The sequence below is a fragment of the Streptomyces sp. NPDC004561 genome, from assembly GCF_053602155.1.
Window position 1 is genome coordinate 1 of record NZ_JBSGDB010000098.1, and the last position, 22,481, is coordinate 22,481.

Sequence of the window (22,481 nt, forward strand, 5' to 3'; positions counted from 1 at the left end):
GTCCCCGAAGGGGTCGCCCGGTGCCGCGCGTAAACACCTCGTTGCGCCTCGGCTACGAACAAAGGAGAGTGATCGATCGTATATTATGCTGGAGCCTCATGAGGAGGCGAGAAGCAACAATGACGGGCAACGTAATCATCCTGCACGGTCGCAGCGCCACGCGGAGACGACTTCCCGACGAGGTGGCGAGCTACGTCCGCGAACTGATCATCTCGGGTCAGGTACGCGCGGGCGAGTTCCTGCGCATCGAGCCCATCGCCGAAGCGGTCGGCGTCAGCAACACACCGGTCCGCGAAGGCATGCTGGCGCTGCAGAGCGAAGGCTTCGTCCAACTGGTCCCGCGCCGGGGCTTCGTCGTCGCCCCCTTCACGCAGCAGGACATCAGGGATCTGTTCTGGACCCAGGCACACCTGGCCGGCGAGTTGGCCGCGCGCGCCGCCAAGAAGATCACGGCAGAACAGATCGCCAGGCTCGAGGCGATCCTCGCGGAGCACGAGAAGGCCATCGCCGCGGGCAACGAGGAAGGCATCGCCGGCCTCGGCCACGCCTTTCACCGCGAGATCAACCTGGCGGCGGACTCCCACCGCCTCACCCTCCTGCTCAACTCGGCCGTCCAGCATGTGCCGAACCGCTTCTACGCGACGATCGAGGGTCAGGTCGCCGCCACCCGGCACGCACACCCCCTCCTGCTCGACGCGCTGCGCGCGGGCGACGCGGGCGAGGCGAGGGCACTCATGCGGCGACAATCGCCGAGGGCGCAGACCACTTGATCGAGGCCCTTGAGGAGCGCGGGCTGTGGAGCAGGTGGGAATCGGCGTCCTGAGCGCCTACACATCGCCCCCGGGAGCGTCGGACTCGCCCACCACCGGGAGGAGTTGCGTGTTGTGCTCACCGACGACGGGGGCGGGCAGGGGATCCAGGCGCCCGCCGTCGACGACGATGGGTGACTTCGGCGCCAGGTGCGGGCCCACCCCGGGCTGGTCGACCTCGTCGAACAGTTCGCTCTTTCGCAGCGCGGCACCGCCGTCACGGCCGAGCTCCTCGAAGCTGCGGTAGCGTTCCCACAGGATCCGGTGGCTGTCCAGGATCTCGGCCGCTTCGGCGAGCCGGGTGCGGCTGAACCAGCGCGCCAGCAAGACCGAGATCAGCTCGCGGTGTTCGTACCGCTGCGACTCGCTGGAGAAGTCGGTGTCCAGGGCGTCGGCGAGGCCCTCGAACGCGGCCGTCAGACCGGTCGCGGTCAACAGCTTCGTCCAGTGCCGCTTCGTCAGGATCACGACCATCAGCCGTACGCCGTCCGCGGTCACGAAGTCACGGCCGTAGGTGCCGAAGACGTCGTTGCCGGATTTCGTGCGCTCGTGGTTCGTGACCTGCGCCTCGGCCAGATAGCCGAGGTTGCCCGCCGTGGCGAGCGCGACGTCCTCCAGCGCGACCCGGATCTCGCGGCCCCGGCCGCCGACCAGCCGCTCCCGCTCCGCGGCGAGCAGGCCGACCGCCAGATACAGTCCGGCCGCGATGTCCCAGGCGGGCAGCACGTGGTTCACGGGCGCGGCGGTGCCCGGAGCTCCGGTGACCAGAGGGAACCCGGTGGCGGCCTGGACCGTGTAGTCCACTCCGGCACCGCCGTCGGCACGCCCCTGCAGGACCACGTGAATCACGTCGGGACGCAGCGCGCTGAGCGCCTCGTAGCCCAGTTCCGGGTACCTGTCGCTGTTGCTCACGACCACACACGGACCGCCCCGCACGATCAGGTCCACCACGCGCCGGCGGTCCGCCTCGGACTCCATGTCGACGGCGACGGCGCGCTTGCCCTTGTTCAGGCCCGACCAGTACAGACTGGTTCCGGAGTCGGCCAGCGGCCATCTGGTCCGGTCCGCCGCACCGCCGAGGGGTTCGACCCGGACGACGTCGGCGCCCAACTGCGCGAGCGTGAGCCCGCACAGAGGCGTGGCCACGTAACTCGAGATCTCGACAACCCTGAGGCCGGACAGGAGCCCCTCCTGCGGGGGCACTTCTTCAGGAGGCATGGTCATCCCTTCGACCCGGCGGCGTACGCGGGGCTGTCACTGTCGGAACCCAGTCAACATATATGATATTTCAGCTCCGGGGAAGGGTCGCCGAACCATGGAGGCCGCCTTGAACTCGGGCAAGCTGTGACCATCCGGTCTAAATTTCGCCCACCCGTATTCCATCTCACCGCCACTCGTCCGTGCGGCCCTGGATTGAAAACAAAATAAGATATACGATTACTGAGGACTCTTCAGTGAGGCTGAAACACCAACGTGCGATGAATATCTAGACGCCTGGCAGGCATTGCGATGAGTTCGACGTCGGGTCGGTCATCGGCAAGCCAGGACGAGGAGGAGGCGTCATGGCAGTTGCTCCATTCTCAGAGAAGTACTGGAGCTCGATCGAGACCATTTCCACCGCGGAAGCCAGGGCAGTCCAGAATGAGCGCCTGCGGGAACAACTTGCTCATCTGGCCGCGAACAGCGCCTTCTACCGCGAGAAGTTTTCACAGCACAATGTCGATGTGACGAAGGTCAGGACGGTCGAAGACCTGGCCGGTCTTCCTTTCACCGAGAAGCAGGAGCTCCGCGACAGCCTGGCCGATCACCCGCCACTGGGAGCTCATGTCGCCGTGGACGCGGGCGACATCGTGCAGATCCAGGCGTCGTCCGGTACCACGGGAAGCCCCTCCTACGTGGGGCTCACCGCGAGCGACATCGTCACCTGGTGCGAGCTCGGGGCGAGGGCGCTGTATGCGAACGGGTTCCGGCCGGGTGACCGGCTTCTGCACGCCTTCGGTATGAGCAAGGGATTCGTCGGTGGACTGCCGGTGGTCCAGATTCTGCAGTACATGGGCATCGTCGACATTCCGATCGGTGCGGAGGCCGGCGCGGAGCGGCTGCTTCGTGTGCAGGCTGATCAGCGGCCGAACGCACTGATCGGCACCCCGTACTTCCTCACTCACCTCGCCGAGCAGGCGCCGAAGATCGTCGGACGTGCCGCCCGCGAGCTCGGCGTCCGCGCGATCAGTGTCGGCGGTGAGCCCGGCGGCGGTCTGCCCGCCGTACGCGACAACCTCGAGGCGCTGTGGGGCGCGACGGCGCGGGAGATGCTCGGGGGAACCGACATCGCCTGCACGTACTGGGGTGAGTGCGAGGCGGGTGAGGGGATGCACTTCCTGTCACCGGACCTCATGATCGCCGAACTGATCGACCCCGAGACCGGTGACCAGGTCGCACCGGTCGAGGGCGCGCAGGGCGAACTCGTCTACACGGCGCTGCGCCGTCAGGCGTCCGCGCTGCTGCGCTTCCGGACCAGGGATCACGTGGTGGTCACCGGGACCGACTGCTCCTGCGGTCGTACGGGGTACAAGATCCGGTGCATCGGCCGCACGGACGACATGCTGATCGTGCGCGGAATCAACGTCTTCCCCTCGGCGATCAAGCAGCTGGTCCTGGAGCTGGCGCCGTCGACGACCGGGGAGATGCGCATCCGGGCGGATTTCGAGGGGCACTCGACTCAGCGTCCGCTCCCTCTTGTCGTCGAGCACGCGGCGGGCATGAGCGAGGAGCAGCAGCGGGAGCTGCGTGCCACGCTCGAACAGCGGATCCGCTCGGCCCTCAATGTGAAGACGGTCGTCGAACTCGTCCCCGACGGGACGCTGAAGCGTCCGGATCACGTCAAGGTCGCGCTGATCGAACGAGTCTCGTCCTAGCGGCGCGGATAGAACCCGGTCGCTGACGCTGAACGCGCCGAACCCCAAGTGCTCTGAACCATCAGGGCACTTGGGGTTCGGGTCCTATGACAAGCGGAAATGTGACGGTCAGAAATACGTGAGGCGCTCGGTGTCGTCGCCCGGGCGGTCGAACAGTTGCTTGACGAGTGCGCGCGCAGCCGGGCTCAAGGTGCGGCCGCGCGCGGTAGCCACGTGGATCTTCCGCACCGCCCAAGGCTCGGCGAGTTCCAGCACGGCCGCGCCGGTCTGAACCTCCCGCGTGACCAGACACTCGGGCTGCACGGTGACACCCAGTCCGGCCCGGACAAGGCTGATCGCGACACCTGCGCTGCGCACGGTGTAGCTCGGCTCGATTTCCCGCTCGAGCCGGCGCGCTGCGGCACGGAACGCACCGAGCATGGAGGAGACCGCGATCAGGTTCTCCGGCAGCAGATCCTGGAACGTCACACTGGGCCGCTCGCTCAGCCAGTGGTCCTGTGGCACGAGAGCCACCAGGCGATCCTGCCGGTAGGGAGTGACGGCGACTCCGTCGAGATCGAGTTCGTACGCCGCCGCGAACACACCGATGTCCGCCTCGCCGTGAGCGACCTGCCGGACGACCTCGGCGTTCTCCACGTCGTGCACGGCCAGGTCGACGAGTGGATATTCGCGGCTGTATTCACCCAGCTCGCGCGCGAGGAACGGGACGAAGACGGTGCGCGCCGATGCGATGGTCAGATCCCCTCGCACGCCTTCCGTGAAGGAGGCGATCTCGGAGCGCATGTCTTCGAGGCTGTCCAGGATCTGGCGGACGTATCGCGCCAGGACCGCACCGGCCGGGCTCGGGACGACTCCCTTCGGTCCCCGTTCGAGGAGCTGGATGCCGGCGATGTCCTCCAGGATCTGAATGCGCTTTGTCGCCGTCGACGCGGCGATGTTCTCCCGGATGGCCGCCCGGCCGATCTGCTGCTCCTCGATCGCGGACAGGAAGAGGCGCAGCGTGAACAGGTCGACCTGGCGAATCAGATGAAGTCGGTTGAATGTCCCCATGTCGTCCCCCTCGTGTTCACCCTGCTCACGCGATTTCTCCCATCAGGGACGGGCCTTCAGCGCTTCGTCGATCATGGAGTTGTCCGCGCCGATGTCGCGGGCCGCGTGCAGGGGTGGCGGACGCTTGCCGTCGAACGACAGGGGCAGGCCCACCAGACCGATCTCGTCGTCCGGCGGAGTGCCGATGATGCCGAGCGCGCGCGTCTGTTCGTGGGCGACGATTTCCGCGGTGGTCTGCATGGGTGCCACCGGGATACCGGACGCCTGCAGCCGTTCCTGCCAGTACGCGCGTGATTCCTTAGCGAGCTGTTCACCGATCAGCCGGTCGATCTCCTGCCGGTTCCGCAGCCGCCCCGCGTTCGTGGCGAACCTGTCGTCCGTGGCCCACTCCGGCCGGCCGAGCGTCTCACACAGCCGGGCGAACAGCGCGTCGTTGGCGCAGCTGACGACCAACTCGCCGTCAGCGGTGGGGTAAGCGCGATGTGGCACGATGAAGGCGACGCCCGATCCTTGGCGCCCGCCGGGTTCGCCGTCGGTGTTGTGGTTCGCGATGCCGACGGACATCCAGGCGATGGCCGTCTCCAGCAACGACCCGTTCACGGTCGCGCCGCAGTGCTTGGCATGACGTCGGTGGAGGGCCGCCAGGATGCCGATCACGGCCCACATCCCGGACCCGAAGTCGACGATGGACACCCCGGCCCGCGCCGGGGGCCGTCCCTCCTCGCCGGTGATGCTCATGATCCCGGAGAAAGCCTGCATCAGCGGGTCGTAGCCGGGAAGCGTGTCCAGGGGGCCCTTGTGCCCGAACGCGCCGATCTCGCAGCAGATCAGCTCCGGCTTGGTCACCCGCAGACTGTCCGGGTCCAGCCCGTACTTCGCGCTGGAGCCCGGCCGGAGGTTGTGGAGGAAGACGTCGGCCCGTTCGGCGATCAGCCGGTGCAGTGTCGCCAGCTGATCCCGGTCCTTGATGTCGATGCTGATGCACCGCTTGCCGCGATTGAGGGCGTGGAAGGCCGCTCCGCTTCCCTTCCACGTGCTCGGCCCCCAACCGCGCGCGGAGTCACCCGACGGGCGCTCCACCTTCCACACCTCGGCGCCGAGCTCGGCGAGAATTTTCCCGGTGAACGGTGCCGATGCGCTGTCGCTCAGCTCCACCACCACAATCCCCGACAAAGGCAGATCACGTATCACCGTGTCCCCTGCTTCCTTGGTCGACTGCGTGCGCATGGTGAGAGTGGCCGGCATACGCGGCACCGGAATTCAGCAGTGCGTCGATCTCACTTCTGCTGAATCCGTATTCGTCCAGCAACTGGACCGAATGTTCACCGAGGCGTGGAGCGGGGTAGCGCAGTTCTGGGCTGCTTTCGCTCCATTGCTGCGGAATACCCAGCGTCCGCAGAACTCCCTCGGACGGGTGCTCCTGTTCGGCGAAGAACCCGACGTCCTTCATGTGCGGATCGTCCAGCAGCGACTCGGGCGTATGCATCTCGATGGCGGGGATGTCCGCCTCAGTCATGAGCACCAGCCACTCCGCGGTGGTCTTCGCCTCGAAGACCCGGCCCAGGAACTCGTACAGGAGTCCTATGTTCTCGGTCCGGCCGTGGATGTCAGCGAAACGCGGGTCCTGCGCCATCTCCGGATGTCCGGACACTTCGAAGAACCGGCGCCAGTGCTTGTCTATGTAGACGTTCACCCCTATGTAGCCGTCGAGCGTGCGATACGGGCGACGGTCGGGATTCATCATGCGCTGGTATCCCCAGTCACCGACCGCCGGGACGAACGTGTGCCCGTAGAGATGGTCGCCCATGACGAAATGCGCGAACGTCTCGAACATCGGCACCTGGATCTCCTGGCCCTGTCCGGTCCTCTCGCGCCGGAACAGTGCCATCGACACGGCCGAGGTGGCGGCCATCCCGACGACACGATCCGCGATGGCGGTGGCCACATAGCCGGGCGGACCCACCTTGCGGCTCTGCAGCACCGGCATCCCGACCGCCGCCTGGATCAGGTCGTCGTACGCGGGGCGATCCGCGTAGGGGCCGTTCTGGCCGAATCCGTACATGCCGCAGTAGACGATCCCAGGATTGACGGCCCGCGCGTCCTCGTACGTCAGCCCCAGCCTGGCCATGGCCTTGGGACGCAGGCTGTACAGCAGCACATCGGCGGAACGCATCATCCTCTTCAGTGCCGCGTTGCCGCCGGCGCTCTTGAGATCGAGGACGAGACTGCGCTTGTTGCGGTTGAGGTGCAGGAATATCGCACTCATCCCGCGGTTGCGGCACGGTCCGATCTCCCGGGTCGTATCGCCTTCCCGCGACTCGACCTTCGAGACATCGGCCCCCATGTCCGCGAGCAGCAAGGACGCGTACGGTCCCATGAAGTTGGACGTCAGATCCAGGATCCGCACACCGTCCAGAGGCCCGGCCATCTCACCCCTCCAAGTCGGACGTGACCCGTGCGAAGACGGGCAGCTTCTGCTCTCCGCGCTGTACGAAGCGGACGGAGACTTCCTTGCCGATCTCGATGTCATCCGGCTCACCCTCGATCTGGGTGAACAGGAAATAGCCCTCGTCCAGCCGTACGAAGCCGACGGTGTACGGCGCGATCGCGGACCAGACGGGGGTCGGGCCGCGCATGATCGTGCTGTACGAGTAGATCGTGCCGTGGCCGCTGGACCGCTCCCACGACAGCGCCGCGGAGCCGCAGCGTGTGCAGGAGGAGTGCGCTGGCCACACCGCTTGTGCGCAGTCCGCGCAGCGCTGGAACGTCAGCTGTTCTTCCGACAGCGCCTCCCAGTACGGCTGCGCGTCCATGAGCCGGTACGGCTGCGGCCAGTCGTTCAGTGCTTTCACGTCAGTCATGCCGTGCTCCCCTTCGCGCCTCAGGTCGAGGAGGCCAGCAGCAGCACGCTGCCGGCGGCCAGCATGCCGCCCGCCCCTTGCACCAGCACCGTCCGCGGCCGACGCGCCGGCGCCAGCCCCAGGGGCTGTCCGCGCAGTTGACGGACCGCCTCGACCAAACTGTCCATGTTGCAGGAGATCCCGGGCTGACCGAACGACAGCCAGCCGCCGTTGGTGTCGGTCGGGAGATCTCCGTCGATGCCGGTACGCCCCTCGCGGTAGACGTCGATCCCGTGTCCCTTCTTCGCGAACCCCAGGTCCTCCATGACGATGGGGCCCATGTGCGCGAAGTTGACCGAGATCTGCGTCATGTCGATGTCGGTGGGGCCGAGCCCGGACATCGTGTACGCCTGCCGGGCGGCTTCCGCCGTCGCGGTGTGCGTCAGGTTGGGGAACTCGCCCAGTCCCGGGAACCGGCACTGACGCATGTTCATGCGATCGCCCAGGTACTCGTGCGTCGTGGCCGACCCGAAGCCGAGGACGTACACCGGGTCGCGGGCGTCCCGGGCGTTCTCCGGTGACGTCACGATGAGCGCGCCACCGGTGCCGCCGCCCCACGTGGAGCACATCCACCGACGCAGCGGCGTGGCGACGTAGGGCGACGTGAGCACCTTGGCCCGGTCGATCTCACCGTGCTTCCTCTTCGCCGCATGCGGATGACCGGCGCCCCAGCGCTGATTGGCCACGGCCACGTCCGCGAGGTCTTCCTCCGTCAGACCGAACTCGTGGAAGTAGCGGTGCGCGGCCTGGGCATAGAGCGCGGGGATCGTGGGGCCGTAGGGAACCTCGTACTGGGGGTCGGCGTCGGCCTCGGCACCCATCGCCACCGCGTCGACGAAAAGCTGTGTCGCGTCGCTTTGCAGACACAGCACGTACTCGGCGGTGCCGGCGGCGATCATCTGGGACGCGACGGCTATCGTCGCGGTCAGGCCGGCGCCGTGCATGGTGATTTCGCTCGTCAGCGTCACCGGCATCTGGATGTGTGAGATGAAGATGTTGCTCCACTGTGAGCGCTTGTCGGCCCACGGAGAGCGTCCGGTGAACACGGCGTCGACCTGGTCCTTGCGGATCCCTGCGTCGGCGAGTGCCCGGCCGGTCGCCTCCGCCGCGAGTTGCAGCGGGTCCTTGCGGTTCTCGAGCGATGCGTAGGCGTCGCCCATGCCGATGACGGCGGCGACGGGTGCGGTTGACATCGGGCGGACCTCAGGCCTTCTTGCGCGGCTTCTCGGTGGGGATCGACGCGGAGAGCAGGGCCTCGAGGTCCTCGCGCTTACGGAGCATGAGCAGGCTCCACTCGGACTTCTGGCACACGTCGCCGTCCTGGTTGAGCGCCTTCATCAGGAAGGTGACGACGCCGAACTTCTCGTCCTTCTCCTTCTTGTCGACGACTTCGCAGGTCACGTAGATCGTGTCGTTGATGTGGACCGGCTTGAGGTAGCGCAGGTTGTCGATGCCGTAGTTGGCCTGGATCGACGGGCCGAAGGTGATCAGGCCCGTCATGACCGAGTAGGTGAGCGAGCCCTGGACGAGGCGCTCACCGAAACGGGTCTGCGAGGCGTAGTGGACGTTCGAGTGGATCTCGATCCAGTTGCCGGTCAGCGCGCAGTAGTTGACGACGTCGGTCTCGGTGATCGTCCGGCCGCCCGAGCGGAAGACCCGGCCGACCTCGATCTCGTCGAAGGGCATGTCGATGCGGTTGTCGATGCTCATGATGTGTCTCCGTTCCGTGCTGGTGGGCGGTCGGCGTCAGGCGGACTTCAGGCGCATCGACTTGCCGATGATGGTGCGCTGGATCTGCGACGTGCCGCCGCCGATCGTGGACTGGATGCTCTCGCGCAGATAGCGCTCCATGTCGCCCTCGGGCAGGTTGGCGTAGCCGCCCAGGATCTGCATGCCGTCCAGGGCGCACTTCTTCAGCGTCTCGGAGCCGAAGAGCTTGGCCATCGACGTCTCGCGGGCAGCGGGAAGCTTCTCGGCCTTCATCTGGGCCGCCCGGTAGCACAGCAGGCGGGCGGCGTCGACCTGGGTCTGGTTGTCGGCGAGCATGTGGCGCAGCACCTGGAACTCGAAGATCGGCTTGCCGAACTGGATCCGCTGCTGGGCGTACCGGTTCGCGGTGTCCACCGCGGTCTGGGCGTTGCCGACGTAGGCCGCGGCCACCGCGCAGCGCTCCAGCTCCAGGTGGTCGGTGATGACCTGCCAGCCCTGGCCGACTTCGCCCAGCAGGGCATCCGCGGGAACGCGGACCTCGTCCAGGAAGATCTCCGTGGTGCCCGTCGCGTGGCGCGACAGCGTCGGCAGCCGGCGGATGTCCAGGCCGGGCGTGTCGTTCGGGATCAGCAGCACCGAGATTCCGCCGTGCTTGTCCTCGGTGTCGGTGCGCACCTGCATCGCGATGACGGTGTCCTTCGCCGCCGCCCCACTGCACCACAGCTTCTGTCCGCTCACGATCCAGTCGCCGTTGGCGTCACGCCGCGCCCGCGTCTTGGTGTTGGCGGCGTCCGAGCCCGCGTCGGGCTCGGAGATCGAGACCGAGAACCGGATCTTCCCCTCGATGAACGGCCTGACGTACTTCGCCTTCTGCTCGGGCGTGCCGTACTTGATGATGTTCATCGCGGTGAACGTCGGCACGAGCACGGAGCAGGCGAAGTCGAACCCGAACTTGCCCAGACCCTCGGCCATCAGCGAGTAGTCGAAGATGTCGCCGCCCGAGCCGCCCTCCTCTTCGGGGATCAGAAGGCCGAGCCAGCCCTGACGTGCGATCTTCTCGTACGCCTCGTACGGATATTCGCGCGCCTCGTCACACTTGCGGACATATTCGACAGTGACCTCGTTGTCCATGAAATCATTCACGGTCTTGAGCCAGTCTGCCTGGGATTCACTGAGGAAATTCGAAGACATTTTTCGATCTCTCCAAATCGCTGTGTTGGGGCCCGGAAATGCGGTTACACGAACGTTAAGGGCGAGTTACAAGCGATCCAAGTGATAAGTTTCGAACCTGTGATTCGACGGCGGTGAACGGCCTTAGGTGATCGCACCCGCCGCGCGCAGTGCGGCCAGGTCGCCGACCGTGAAGCCCCAGTCACCCAGGACCTCCTCGGTGTTTCCCCCGGGCGCCGCGGGAGGGCGCTGGATCGCTCCGGGCGTCCGGCTGAAGCGCGGCGCCGGGGCCGGCTGGACCACACCCTCCACCTCGACGAACGTTCCTCGCTCCCGCAGATGCGGATGGTGCGGCGCTTCGGTCAACGACAGGACCGGGGCGATGCAGACCTCCCGGCCCTCGGCCAGCGCACACCATTCGTCCCGGGTGCGCGTCCGGAACACCGCGGCGAGCCTCTCGCGCATGTCCGGCCATCGAGACCGGTCGTGCTGCTCCGGCATGTCCTGCTCGGGCAGCCCGAGGAAACGCAGGGTGTTGCGCCAGAACCGCGCCTCGTTCGAGGCGACGCTCAGCCAGAGTCCGTCCTTCGTCTCGTAGACGTCGTACCAAGGAGCTCCGGAATCAAGGCGGTTCGTGCCACGCTGGTCGTTCCAGTACCCGGCGGCGTGCAGCCCGTAGAAGAGGGTCATGAGGGATGCCGAACCGTCCACCATGGCGGCGTCGATCACCTGCCCCTGTCCGGAGTCGCGGCTTTCCAGCAGTGCCGACAGCACGCCCAGCGCGAGGTAGAGAGACCCTCCGCCGAAGTCGCCGGCGAGGTTGAGCGGGATGACGGGCGGACCGCCCGTGGTGCCGATGGAGTGGAGCACGCCGGTGAGCGAGACGTAGTTGACGTCATGGCCGGGGACCTGGGCGAGCGGTCCGTCCTGGCCCCAGCCCGTCATCCGCCCGTACACGAGCGCGGGATTCACCGCGAGGCACTCGTCGGGCCCCAGGCCCAGCTTCTCCGCGACGCCCGGGCGGAAACCCTCCACCAGCACGTCCGCGCCGCGCACCAGTTCCAGGACCGCCCCGACGGCCGCCTTCTTCTTCAGATCCAGCGCCGCACTGCGCCGTCCGCGATTGAGCAGATTGAACCGCGGATCAACCGGCGCGCCGCCGTCGTAACCCGGGGGCCGGTCGATGCGGACGATGTCCGCGCCCAGGTCGGAAAGGAGCATGCAGCAGAACGGGACCGGCCCGACGCCCCCCAACTCCACGATTCTGACACCCGCGAGCGGGCCTCTTGTTTCATGTGTCGTCCTTGACTCACGTCCCATCGCGGGAGAATATCCCGGGCTGAAGTCCACGCCAATTGAAAAAGTTCGAAGTCCCCATTCGGAGACTTCGAATCCTCGGTGCACCGTCAGTGAACCGTCAAACCACCGGTGGGGCTGACGATCGCGCCCGTGAGGTAGTGGGCGTCGTCCGACGCCAGGAAGGCCACGACGTTGCCGATGTCCTGCGGGGCGGCGACTCCGAAGGGACTGCGGTCCCGGATCTTTTCATACTGCTTTCTGTGCTGTTCGGAGACGCCACCCTCGGCCTCGAACGCAGCCGTCCAGGAAGGAGAATCGCGTACCACGGTCACACACACGCAATTCACCCGGATCCGGTGTCGCGCCAGCTCCTTGGACAGGACCTTGCTCGCCATGACCAACCCGCCGGAAAAGGTGGCAATGGCGGTCTGGCCGGGCGTCGGTGTCCTGCCGCCCTCGGATGTCACGAAAACCACGCTACCGCCACCCGTTTCCCGCATGTAAGGAACGGCTGCCTGCACCACGACGAGCTTTGCCGCCACCGCCTGCCCGACAAAGGCCGTCACGCGCGCGAGGTCGATGTCGGCAAAGGAACCGCGGACCGCGGGTGAGCGCGCTTCGTCGTCATTGCCTCCGGCGCTCGGCACCACGATGTCGACGCCCCCGTAGCGACGGGCGGCTTCCGCCGCTACCGCGTCCATGTCGCCCTTGGAACGCACATCACCCGCGACGAAGCATCCCGCGCCACCCACCTGCCGGATCTCCGCGAGCACCTGCCCGGCCTTTTGTTCGTCCCTGCCGTTGACCACGACGGTCGCCCCGCGAGCGGCGAGACGCACCGCCACCCCTTTGCCGATGCCTCCGGTGCCGCCGGTGACAATGGCAACCTTGCCTTCCAGTACGTTCATCACAAAATGCCTCGACTAGTTGGGTTGGATCGAGGTTAAGGTTGCGTTTACGGTCGAAGCAAGTGATGATTCACGAATTCACTGTTCGAAGGTATCGAATTGGCTCGCCGTGAATGCATCGAACCCCAAGCATCCGGACCATCCGGGAATACGGCGAGGTCGTCTCGACGGCGGATCGAACGGCACCGCAGCGCGCGAAGGAGGGGTAAAGATGTCTACCCTCCACCGGTCTTCCTTTCCGTGTCAGGGTGGGGCCATCAACACAGACCGACGGACCGCGCGCGCTGCCGGTGGCCCGCACCAACCGGTGCCACGGATCTCCGCACAGGTTCATGGGATGTGCACCGAAACCCGCACAGGAGCGTAGCGAGATGGCGACCAAAGTCCTGGTCCTTGGAGCCGGCGGGCAGATCGCCCGGTGGGCGGTGGGCATGCTCGGTGACGAGGATGTGGAGCTCACCCTCCTGGCGCGTGACCACAGGCGTCTGACGAACGTGCCGCGGGAGGCCCGCGTGATCGAGGGCGATGTGCTGGACGCGGAGGTGCTCGGCGCGGCCGTCCAGGGACAGGACGTGGTGTACGCGAACCTGGCCGGCCGGATCGATGAACAGGCGCGGCGGATCGTCGCCGCCATGGAGGACGCCGGCGTGCGGCGCCTGGTCTTCGTCACGGCCCTGGGAATCCACGCCGAAGTGCCGGGCGAGTTCGGCCGGTGGAACACGCAGACGATCGGCTCCTCCGTGCTCACGACCTACCGGGCCGCAGCTGACGCGATCACCGCCTCTCGCCTGGACTACACCATTCTGCGGCCGGCCCGGCTCTCGGACAACGACGAGATCGACTTCGAGGTCACCCAACGTGACGAGCCGTTCAAGGGCACCGTCGTCTCGCGGAAGTCCGTGGCCGCCCTGGCGGTCCAGATCATCAAGGATCCCACCAGGTGGGTCCGTGCCGACCTGGGCGTGAACAAGCCAGGCACAGACGGTGACCGCCCCGTTTTCAGCTGACTCCGATCTCTGCCAACCGGCGTCCAGCTTGGCACTCGGTCCAACAACTCGCCTCCGGGCAGCCTGACATCTGGGGCACCCCGAACGCCGAAACCGTCACCAACCTGTCTCGAAGGCACCGCGAATCTGGCGGCGGCCCACCTGAATGCCCTCGGCCTGGTGCACTGCGGTCGGCCAGGTCGACGCGATCGGCAATGGAGCGTCCGTGGAAATTCGACGCGCTGGAGGCGTCACGCCAACTGCGGCACCTGCGCTCCGAGACGCTGACATGTGAACAGTGTTTCGGACGGTCGGCGAGGAGTCCTCGCCTCACTGCGACAAACGAAGCGCGGGACCCTGGTGGTGGCTGGTCGCCTGCCGGGGTCCCGCGTTGTTCGGGATCAGCGCTGAGGCTGCTGTGTGATCAGGCGAGGTGGGTGGTGAACCAGTCGATCATCTGCTCGGGGTTCTCGGGGAAGTAGTTGTAGCCGTCGAAGCGGCGGGTGGTTCCCTCGATCCAGAGCAGCTTCTTGTTCTCGGTGGCGAGGTTGTCGTAGATGCCCTGGACGTCGGACGGGCGGGTGGCGGAGTCCTGGTGGACCTGGGCCACGAGGGTCGGCGTGGTGACGTCCCTGGCGTACTCCAGTGGGGACATCTCGTCCAGTTCGAAGCCGGTCAGCGTCTTGATCTGCTGCGCGAACGACTCGATGCCGCCGGGGATGCCGGTGGTCGCCGTCTCGGCCAGGGCCCGAAGCGACACCGGCTGGACCGCCACCAGCGCGCGCACGCCCTCGAACTCCTCGGGGTGCCTGGACATGGCGACGAGGGTGGCGTCCGCGCCCAGGCAGCGGCTGAGCAGCCCGATGCGGGTGTTGTCGATGCCCAGGCGGTCGCGGCCGTAGCGCATGGACCCGAGGACGTCCTGGTACTCGAGCAGGCCGATACCGCAGACGCCGCCGTCCGCTGCCGCGCTCTCACCGTGGTTGCGCAGGTCGTAAGCGAGGACGTTGTAGCCGGCGTCGTGCAGGTTCTTGTAGTCGGGAAGGAAGTTGACCTCGAAGTCGGCGAACGGGGTGCTGTACTCCGCCAAGTGCCCCGGGTAGCCGTAGCGGTTGCAGGGCGACGGGTGGTTGGCGATGACGAGCTTGTCGGAGTCGGCCGGGATGAACCAGCCCTCCAGGACCGTGCCGTCCGACGCGGGGAACCGCACGTCTTCGTAGGTCAGCCCGTACTCGTCGGGGTGCCGCACGACGGGGCTGCGCCTGGCGAACGCGAGCCCGTGCGCCAGGGCGGAGACGAATTCTTCCGGTGTGACCGTGGTCATGATCAGAAAGCTCCTGGTTCAACAGATTCGGAGGCGGTCAGGGGGATGGGTGCGACGGACACCCGTCACGGACAGCAGCGGCGACCGGCACCACGTGCGCCGTCCGCTGCGGTCAGGTGCTGACGCCGACGCGGGCCCGGCAGGGTCGACCCCGACTCGAGGGCATATCCGTCGCCTGCCCGTGGGCCCCTCAGAGAGCACGCAGGCAGTGACAGCGCTACGCACGGATCGGCTGCCCCGGGCATGCGGTGAGGCCGGGTCCAGGTCGGGCCGGGCGTGTGATCAGAGGTGCTTGTTGAAGAAGGGGATCAACGCGGCAAGGGCGGGCTCGACGGCTTCGGGCTTGTCGTACAGGTCGTAGTGGGAGACGTCAGGGATGACCACGACCTCCTTGTCCTGGGACCGTGCCCGGTCGAAAACGGTGTACGCGTCGCGGTACGCGCCGAACTCACCCGGCTTGTTGCCGACGACGAGCATCAGCGGCTGGGTCAGCAGGTACTCCGCGAGGTGGTAGGCGTCGTAGCCGACCGTGGCCGCCATGGAGGAGAGCAGCGACAGGTTCGTTCCGTTGGGCGCCGCTCCCCGGGGCGTCTTGTAGTACTCGGTGGCCTCCGCCATGTCGATGTAGTGCGGGGGGACCAGGCCGAGTTCGGTGGCCTTCTCCACCGAGGGCGGCAGGAAGCCGTCGACCCGGCGTTCGCCACCGCGAGCTTCCGCGGTGCGCTGCTGCGCGATGGCCTCCAGGGTCTTGATGGCCGCGTCCGGCGACATGTCGCCCTGGCGCATCAGGCGCCCCATGTTGACTCCGGTGACCGTCGCGACGGCCTTGAACCGGCGTTCGGTCATCGCCGCGGTCCAGGTGTAACCGCCGCCACCGCACATGCCGAACACACCGATGCGGTCCTCGTCCACGTAGGGGAGGGTGACGAGGTAGTCGGCCGCACAGCGGAAGTCCTCCACACGCCACGTCGCATCCTCGACGTGGCGCGGCTCACCGCCACTGGCGCCCTGGAAGGACGCGTCGAACGCGAGCACCACGTAGCCCGCCTCGGCGAACCGCTTCCCGTACACCGTGCCCGACGTCTGCTCCTTGCAGCTGCCGATCGGGTGTGCACTGACGATCGCCGGGTACTTCTGCGTCGGGTCGAAGCCGGGCGGGAAGTAGACGTCGGCGGCAACATCCACATTCTTGTTCTTGAAAGTCACGGTCTCCACGTGAATACATCTCCTGAGAGTGAGTTCGGACGACAGGACGGAATGAACTTGGCGCTACCTTCTCGGCGCCTGAATCCGGGCTGACTACGCGCTTACGGTCCGCGTTCCTGTCCTGCGCTGAGTTGTAGCCTGTCACGCGAGAATGTGGTTCACCATGGTATGAATCGCTACCCCCCTCACCGGCCCTACGCAGCCTCTGGGCTGTTCTCCGCCCTCTTCGTGGGTGACCCAGGAACGACCACGGATATACCGCAGGGCGCAGCCCCATTTCCGGCGTTGGCGATAAAGACGAGGCCGGCTCAAACGACCCGTTCGGGCAAGCGGCGGCCGGAAAGATTGCAGGTGGTACAGGCCGTTGTCGGTACTCGCGGACGTGGTCCAAGAGCAGCGCGATCGCCCCCCTCCCTGCACCGTCGTCGCCACGTCGCGACGCCGCAGCGTTGATCGGATGAGCGACATACCTGCCGCACGGCCAGGCGGCCAGGTCCGGCGGATTCGAAGCCGATGGACTGGGTGATGCGCGGCAGCACGTGGGCGCCGGAGAACAGCGGGCCGGGCCGTTTGCCGAGGAAGACCGCACGTCCTGGGCTCGGCCGGGATTGGGATGACATGGAGTTCGCTGTCGCCGAAACACAGGGGCTCCGCGCACAACCGGCCGTATGGGACCCCTCGGCCACTCGTCCGATAACGGTCGGGATACCGCCTGGAGCGGGCAGGATTCGGCCTCGCCGGGCCGTCACCACTCGCATACGCCAACGGGGATCCGCTCCCTCCCCTCCCCCGCGGATTCGGAAATCCGCCGACCGTGGGGCTCGCAGATTCTCCCGCGCCCACGGAATCGGGTGCCGATCACGGTGGCGCTCCCGACGCTGTTCTCGCGGCCGTCCGCAGGTCAGGCCGAGCGAAGCCGGTCAGAGACACTCTGTCAGCGCATCGCGGTTGCCAGGTCTTCCACGCAGTGGGTGACTCGGCCGAAAACGTCCTGGCCAGGCTGCCGAAGCCATGCGGTGTCCGCAAGCTCGGCGCCGAAGGCGTCATGCAACCGTGCGGTCAGACGGGGGTCCGGCTGCGCACCTGTCTCTGCGGCTTTGGCCAGTTCGGACATCACGTGGTGCAACGGCTCCGCGTAGCGTGCGGCGCAGGGGACACCGGGCATCTGCGGGCCGGGCAGATGTGCGGTCAACAGGGCGGAGCCCTTGGCCACTTCGTGAACCGAGCGAGCCAGCAGTCGCAGTTCCGGACCTTGCCACCGCGCGAGGTGATGGACCGGCTCGGATGTGGCGTGCGTGGCGGCTTCGTCGAACTTGTGGCGTGCCGCCCGGGCTTCGTGGCCCATCCGGTCCAGAGCGATCGGATCAGCGGTGGAGGGGTCGGCCCAGGCGCCCGCCAGGGCGCTGAGGCGTTGGCCTTCGACGCGGATCCAGTTCGCCAGCAGGCGGGGCAAGCTCTTGCTCTGCCAGGTGGGCCACAGCATGTAGACCGCCATGGCGATGGCGGAGCCGATCACCGTGTCGGCGGTGCGGGTCCAGGCGCTGCTGCCTCCTGCGCCGAGATAGGAAACCCATGCGGTGATCCACATGATCATCAATGGCTGACCGGTGCTGCGGAAGGTCAGGTAGAGGAGGAGCAGGACGATCAGGACGAGATAGTGCAGCACACGAGCGTCGGGAAGCAGAGTCAGGGCCCAGCCGATGAGGCCACCGGCGATCGCTCCCGTGCTACGGCTGATGCCACGGCTGAAGGTGTGCTCGAAGGTGGGGAACAGAACGATCGCGGCGGTCAGGAAGAGCCAGAAGGCGTGGCCCGGCTCGCCGAGGCCTCCCCAGTCGCCCGTGGCTCGTCCGACGGTCTCGGCGATGGTGGCCGCGACAGCCAGACGCAACGCGTGCTGGAAGACGGGCGAGCTCCACGTGAGCTCCTCGCGCAGACGTCGCAGCCCTCGTGCGACAAGACCAGGCTGGGAGTGCAGCAGGGCCAACTCGGTGTGCTGCCAGGAGTCGTCGGACTTCCTGGCGTCCGGTATGCCGGCCAGCCGTCCGGCCTCCGTGAGGGCGTCGACGAGGTCGCGGAGAATGTTCTCATGAGCCTCGCCGGAGCGTGTCTGCTGCAACAGCTGCCTGGAGGACCAGTCCGCCGTGACCGCGACCGGACGCCCGCTGCGCACGGTCGAGGCCACATCGGACAGTACGCCCGCTACTGCGGCGGAGCGGGCCCTGCAGGTTTCGGGCACCGGGCCCTCAGCAGCCTGAAGGGCGCGAACATTCCGGGCGATCCGCTCCGCCTCTCCCACCAGGCCGAACAACGGAGCGGCCGCGGCGCGAGAGAACTGAGGCAGCACGGTCAACGCCTGCCGAGCCGCCAGCAGCGGCCCGGGCCACGGCTGGTCTGCCGTGCCGTCTTCCACGGATGCCCGGACGTCGGCGGCGAGTGCGTCGTAGAGTGCCGCCACGGCTTTGCGCTGGGTGGCGAACCGGGGGCCATAGGGCGGGAGCAGCTGGCAGATCCACCCGATGGCGCCGCCGAGAGCGAGCCACTTCACCACGGTCAGACCTGTGGAGACGTCGGGTGCGAGATCGGCCAGGGCCACCATCAGGATGGTCATGATGATGGCCCTCATGCCCAAGCCGATCCCGAACATCATCAGCATGCCGCCGGCGAACACACCGAGGAACGCCAAGAGGTACAGCAACCACGACATGCCGTGCACGTAGACGCCCACTGCCGGACCGACGATGCACAGCAGTACCGCGCTCGCGGCTGAGACGCCCAGACGGTGACGCTGGTGGGGGATCATCGAGCCCAGTCCGGCGAGCCAGGCGCCCACACACAGCATCTGCTGGTTCAGGACGTAGCCGAGGACCGTGCCGAGAACGATGCCCACGGCGACGCGAAGCAGTGCCTGCGGGTTCTGCAGGGGTCGCTCGACCCGGAAGCCGTGGCGCGCGGCATGCAGAACCGCCCGCCCATAGTGGGTCACCATCGGGATATCACTTCTTTCGCTGTGTGCATGAAGTGCCGGCTACAGGACAGGGCATCCGGCCACTCCGGTGGGCGTCGCTGGTCCGGTTGGTGCGACCGCCGCTGTCAGAACTCGAAGACGCCCTTGCCGTCCGTCTGCTTGTCGAACCACTCGTAGGCCTCGGCGGCCTGGTCGAGCGACCAGCTCTTGGTGAAGAGGCTGTCCACGGGCAGCTCGCGGGAGGCTATGAAATCGGCACAGCGGCGCTGCTCGATCGAGGACAGCGTCCAGGACGTCATGAGGGTCCACTGATTCCTGAAGACGTCCTCGGTCCTGAAGCTCACATCCCCGGGGAGCCCGATGAAGCAGGCGCGTCCCCATTTGCCGAGGATCTTCAGCGCGTCGGCGTTGGCCCTGCCCGAGGTTTCCAGGACCATGTCCGCCCCTCGGCCACCGGTGAGATCGGCGATCGCCTCGCTGATGTCCACCTCGGCGGAGTTGACGACGTCGCTCGCGCCGAACTCGCGCGCGCTGACCAGCCTCTCGGCGTTGATGTCCACGCCGATGACACGAGCCCCAAGAGCCGACGCCAGCATGGTCCCGGAGAGACCGACCGGTCCTTGTCCCAAGACCACCAGGTTGGCTCCGCCCAGGTCGCCCAGGCGCTTGAGACCGCCCCAGGCTGTTCCGGTGCCGCACCCGATCGCCGCGCCCGCCTTGAAGCTGAGCTCGTCGGGGAGCGGCAGGAGCGTACGGACCGGTACCACCATGTAGGGAGCGTGACCGCCGGGCTCGTCGATGCAGAGCGTGTGCACCTGGCCGCCGTCACACATCTGCGGCCAGCCCGACCGGCAGTGGTCGCAAGTGGTACAGGCCCAGTAGTGGTGAATCATGACCCGGTCGCCGACCGATGCCATGTCCGGAGTGACACCCTCGCCCACAGCGTGTACCTCGCCACAGGGCTCGTGCCCCTGGATCATGTCCGGGCCGCCTCCGAAGGAGGCCGTTCCTCGGTAGAAGTGCAGATCGCTGCCACACATACCGGAGGCGCGCATGCGCACGACGACCTCGCCCGGTCCGGCCACGGGGTCCGGGAACTCCCTCAGAAGTGCACGGCGATCACCGGGGAATGTAATTCCTTGCACAGTCTGTTCCTTCTCTCTTGTTGCCGTACGCCGACTCGCGAAATCACTCGCTCGGGCCCGATGGGCAAGCAATGCAAAGATCCATCATGGGGTCGCGCATGGTGCGGCGCGCAGACGAAATTAGAGCGCCGAATCGCATGTCGATAGCCATGGCACAGCTGCGCTGTATCCTGCTCCGTTAGGTGCACCAGAAGGCCAGATCAAATCGCCCGCTCTTCAAGGGCTGGAGCCTTCGATGCCGACGTTTTCGTTACCTGAAGGTTAAACCCGACTTGCGGACTATCCAAGTCGACAGGAGCGAATCGCTGATTCGCCTCCGTCGAATCTGTTTGTGAACCCGCAGCTCACGCGGATGACTGCGACCATTTGGAGCTCCCACAAGGGCGACCCAACCGAGCTGGACGCGACTCCGTCCGGCCATCTGATGTCGCAGATTCGAAATTCCCGAAGCGGCACTTCACCTTCTGCGAATCGGGCCCAGTTGGGGGTAGAAAGCTCTACCCTTTATCATCCCATTCTGATGCGAGATGCTCGACTGGACACCAACGTCATTGGTGACCTGAGGAGGTTTTTCCATGGCAGTCATCAAGCATGACTCCCACTACATAGACGGCGGATTCCAGCCCGCCCGGTCGGCGGAACGGATCTCCGTCGTCAACCCGGCGACGGAGGAGGCGTTCGCGTCGATCGTCGACGGTGACACGGCCGACGTCGACGCCGCGGTGCGCGCCGCGGAGGCCGCGGGCACCGCATGGGCCGCGCTCGGCTTCGTGAAGCGCGCCGAGTACCTGCGCCGGCTGGCTGACGCCTATGAGAAGCGGGTCGATGAGATCTCGGCGCTCGTCACGCGGCAGAACGGCACGCCGATCAGCGTGTCCCGGGCCATGCAGTCGCAGGTGGCGCTGAACTACAGGTACTTCGCCTCCCTCGCCGAGAACATGGCCGAAGAGGAGCCGATCAAGACTTCCGTCGGTGACGCGCTCGTACGGCGCGAGCCCGTCGGTGTGGTGGGCGCCATCACCCCGTGGAACGGTCCGCAGCCCCTGCTCACGTGGAAGATCGGCCCCGCGCTCGCGGCGGGCTGCACCGTGGTGATCAAGCCGGCACCCGAGACCTCGCTGGACTCGTTCCTGTTCGCGGAGATCGCGGCGCAGGCGGGCATCCCCGCCGGCGTCATCAACGTCGTCACCGGGGGCCGCGAGACCGGTTCCGCCCTCGTCGACCACCCCCTCGTCCGCAAGATCGCGTTCACCGGGTCCACCATCGCCGGCAAGGCCATCGCCGCGGCTTGCGGGCGGGATCTCAAGCGCGTCACGCTCGAACTGGGCGGCAAGTCCGCCGCCATCCTGCTGGAAGACGTCGACCTCGAGGCGTTCAAGCCCTTCGTCGCCACGGCCTGCTCGCCGAACACCGGCCAGATCTGCCGGTCCCTGACCCGGGTACTCGCCCCCCGTTCCCGGTACGACGAGGTGGTCGACGCCGTCAGCGCGGCCATGAGCGAGATCCCGATGGGCGACCCCACCGATCCCTCCAACCTCTTCGGCCCGCTGGTGTCCGAACGTCAGCGGGAACGCGTGGAGTCCTACCTCGAGCTGGGACGACGGGAAGGAGCCAAGGCCGTCGTCGGCGGCGGCCGCCCCGAAGCGTTCCCCCGCGGTTACTACGTGGAACCGACCGTCTTCCGTGACGTCACCAACGACATGCGGATCGCCCGCGAAGAGATCTTCGGCCCGGTCCTGGTCGTCATCCCCTACGAGGACGAGGAAGAGGCGATCGCCATTGCCAACGATTCCGAGTACGGCCTCGGGGGCGGCGTCTTCTCGCAGGACCGCGAACACGCCACCGAGGTGGCACGCCGCATCGTGACCGGCACGATCGGCGTCAACAGCGCCTCCTTCCCCATGGAGGCCCCGTTCGGCGGCGTCAAGAACAGCGGCATGGGCCGTGAACTCGGCCCCGGGAGCCTCGACCCCTACCTCGAGCAGAAGACCATCTTCCGAGCCAGGGAGCGCACATCCGCAGGTAGGCGGGAACCGACCAGAGGTCGCCGACCAGGTCGGCCGCTTCGAGCAGCGGCCACGCGTGGTCGAG

General features: G+C 66.9%; 17 protein-coding genes and 1 pseudogene. 4 read left to right on the forward strand and 14 right to left on the reverse strand.

From position 1 onward, the window contains the following. The first annotated feature begins 119 nt into the window (after nt 1-119). Nucleotides 120-770 (forward strand): GntR family transcriptional regulator, encoded by a 651-nt coding sequence (locus tag ACWEN3_RS15690; RefSeq protein WP_452970513.1) that lies wholly within the window; start codon nt 120-122, stop codon nt 768-770. A gap of 57 nt (nt 771-827) precedes the next feature. Here the strand turns inward: ACWEN3_RS15690 and ACWEN3_RS15695 are convergent, their stop codons facing one another. Then, on the reverse strand, nt 828-2,027 hold the full coding sequence (locus ACWEN3_RS15695) for a CoA transferase (protein WP_452970515.1): 1,200 nt from the start codon (nt 2,025-2,027) through the stop codon (nt 828-830). A gap of 344 nt (nt 2,028-2,371) precedes the next feature. Here ACWEN3_RS15695 and ACWEN3_RS15700 point away from each other — a divergent pair, with 344 nt between their 5' ends. Further along, nucleotides 2,372-3,724: a phenylacetate--CoA ligase family protein gene (locus ACWEN3_RS15700; protein WP_452970518.1), complete on the forward strand. Its 1,353-nt coding sequence runs from the start codon at nt 2,372-2,374 to the stop codon at nt 3,722-3,724. A 108-nt stretch (nt 3,725-3,832) separates the two neighbouring features. Here ACWEN3_RS15700 and ACWEN3_RS15705 read toward each other — a convergent pair whose 3' ends face one another. The 9 genes from ACWEN3_RS15705 to ACWEN3_RS15745 all read right to left on the reverse strand — a co-directional run bounded on the left by ACWEN3_RS15705 (nt 3,833) and on the right by ACWEN3_RS15745 (nt 12,761). Next, nucleotides 3,833-4,774 carry a LysR family transcriptional regulator gene (locus ACWEN3_RS15705; protein WP_452970521.1) on the reverse strand — a complete coding sequence of 314 codons (942 nt, stop codon included), beginning with the start codon at nt 4,772-4,774 and terminating at the stop codon, nt 3,833-3,835. Between the two features lie 42 nt (nt 4,775-4,816). Beyond that, a complete protein-coding gene (locus ACWEN3_RS15710) occupies nt 4,817-5,965 on the reverse strand; it encodes a CaiB/BaiF CoA transferase family protein (RefSeq protein ID WP_452970524.1) in 1,149 nt (382 codons plus the stop codon). After that, entirely contained in the window at nt 5,955-7,202 is a 1,248-nt protein-coding gene (locus tag ACWEN3_RS15715; protein ID WP_452970526.1) for a CaiB/BaiF CoA transferase family protein, read from the reverse strand. Before ACWEN3_RS15715 ends, ACWEN3_RS15710 begins: the two co-directional genes overlap by 11 nt. A gap of 1 nt (nt 7,203) precedes the next feature. Beyond that, nucleotides 7,204-7,635, reverse strand: coding sequence for a Zn-ribbon domain-containing OB-fold protein (locus ACWEN3_RS15720; protein ID WP_452970529.1), 432 nt, complete (start codon nt 7,633-7,635; stop codon nt 7,204-7,206). A gap of 20 nt (nt 7,636-7,655) precedes the next feature. Beyond that, nucleotides 7,656-8,867 carry a thiolase family protein gene (locus ACWEN3_RS15725; protein ID WP_452970531.1) on the reverse strand — a complete coding sequence of 404 codons (1,212 nt, stop codon included), beginning with the start codon at nt 8,865-8,867 and terminating at the stop codon, nt 7,656-7,658. Between the two features lie 10 nt (nt 8,868-8,877). Then, on the reverse strand, nt 8,878-9,384 hold the full coding sequence (locus ACWEN3_RS15730; RefSeq protein ID WP_452970533.1) for a MaoC family dehydratase: 507 nt from the start codon (nt 9,382-9,384) through the stop codon (nt 8,878-8,880). Nucleotides 9,385-9,420: 36 nt separating this feature from the next. Next, complete coding sequence (locus ACWEN3_RS15735) at nt 9,421-10,575, reverse strand: acyl-CoA dehydrogenase family protein (protein WP_452970536.1); 1,155 nt, start codon at nt 10,573-10,575, stop codon at nt 9,421-9,423. A 123-nt stretch (nt 10,576-10,698) separates the two neighbouring features. After that, nucleotides 10,699-11,874 carry a CaiB/BaiF CoA transferase family protein gene (locus tag ACWEN3_RS15740; protein WP_452970538.1) on the reverse strand — a complete coding sequence of 392 codons (1,176 nt, stop codon included), beginning with the start codon at nt 11,872-11,874 and terminating at the stop codon, nt 10,699-10,701. 86 nt (nt 11,875-11,960) lie between these two features. Next, nucleotides 11,961-12,761 (reverse strand): SDR family NAD(P)-dependent oxidoreductase, encoded by an 801-nt coding sequence (locus ACWEN3_RS15745; RefSeq protein ID WP_452970540.1) that lies wholly within the window; start codon nt 12,759-12,761, stop codon nt 11,961-11,963. Between the two features lie 371 nt (nt 12,762-13,132). On the opposite strand from ACWEN3_RS15745, the gene ACWEN3_RS15750 reads away from it, so the two are divergent. Next, nucleotides 13,133-13,768, forward strand: a complete 636-nt coding sequence (locus tag ACWEN3_RS15750; RefSeq protein ID WP_452970543.1) for an NAD(P)H-binding protein — start codon at nt 13,133-13,135, stop codon at nt 13,766-13,768. Nucleotides 13,769-14,171: 403 nt separating this feature from the next. Here ACWEN3_RS15750 and ACWEN3_RS15755 read toward each other — a convergent pair whose 3' ends face one another. The 4 genes from ACWEN3_RS15755 to ACWEN3_RS15770 all read right to left on the reverse strand — a co-directional run bounded on the left by ACWEN3_RS15755 (nt 14,172) and on the right by ACWEN3_RS15770 (nt 20,390). Next, nucleotides 14,172-15,071 carry an alpha/beta hydrolase gene (locus ACWEN3_RS15755; protein ID WP_452970546.1) on the reverse strand — a complete coding sequence of 300 codons (900 nt, stop codon included), beginning with the start codon at nt 15,069-15,071 and terminating at the stop codon, nt 14,172-14,174. 282 nt (nt 15,072-15,353) lie between these two features. Further along, nucleotides 15,354-16,286, reverse strand: coding sequence for an alpha/beta hydrolase (locus ACWEN3_RS15760; RefSeq protein WP_452970548.1), 933 nt, complete (start codon nt 16,284-16,286; stop codon nt 15,354-15,356). Between the two features lie 925 nt (nt 16,287-17,211). Further along, nucleotides 17,212-19,266: an FUSC family protein gene (locus ACWEN3_RS15765; RefSeq protein ID WP_452970550.1), complete on the reverse strand. Its 2,055-nt coding sequence runs from the start codon at nt 19,264-19,266 to the stop codon at nt 17,212-17,214. 104 nt (nt 19,267-19,370) lie between these two features. Beyond that, nucleotides 19,371-20,390, reverse strand: a complete 1,020-nt coding sequence (locus ACWEN3_RS15770; RefSeq protein ID WP_452970553.1) for a zinc-dependent alcohol dehydrogenase family protein — start codon at nt 20,388-20,390, stop codon at nt 19,371-19,373. A gap of 575 nt (nt 20,391-20,965) precedes the next feature. Here ACWEN3_RS15770 and ACWEN3_RS15775 point away from each other — a divergent pair. Further along, nucleotides 20,966-22,324: pseudogene (locus ACWEN3_RS15775) on the forward strand (aldehyde dehydrogenase); the annotation flags it as partial. Nucleotides 22,325-22,481: the final 157 nt, after the last annotated feature.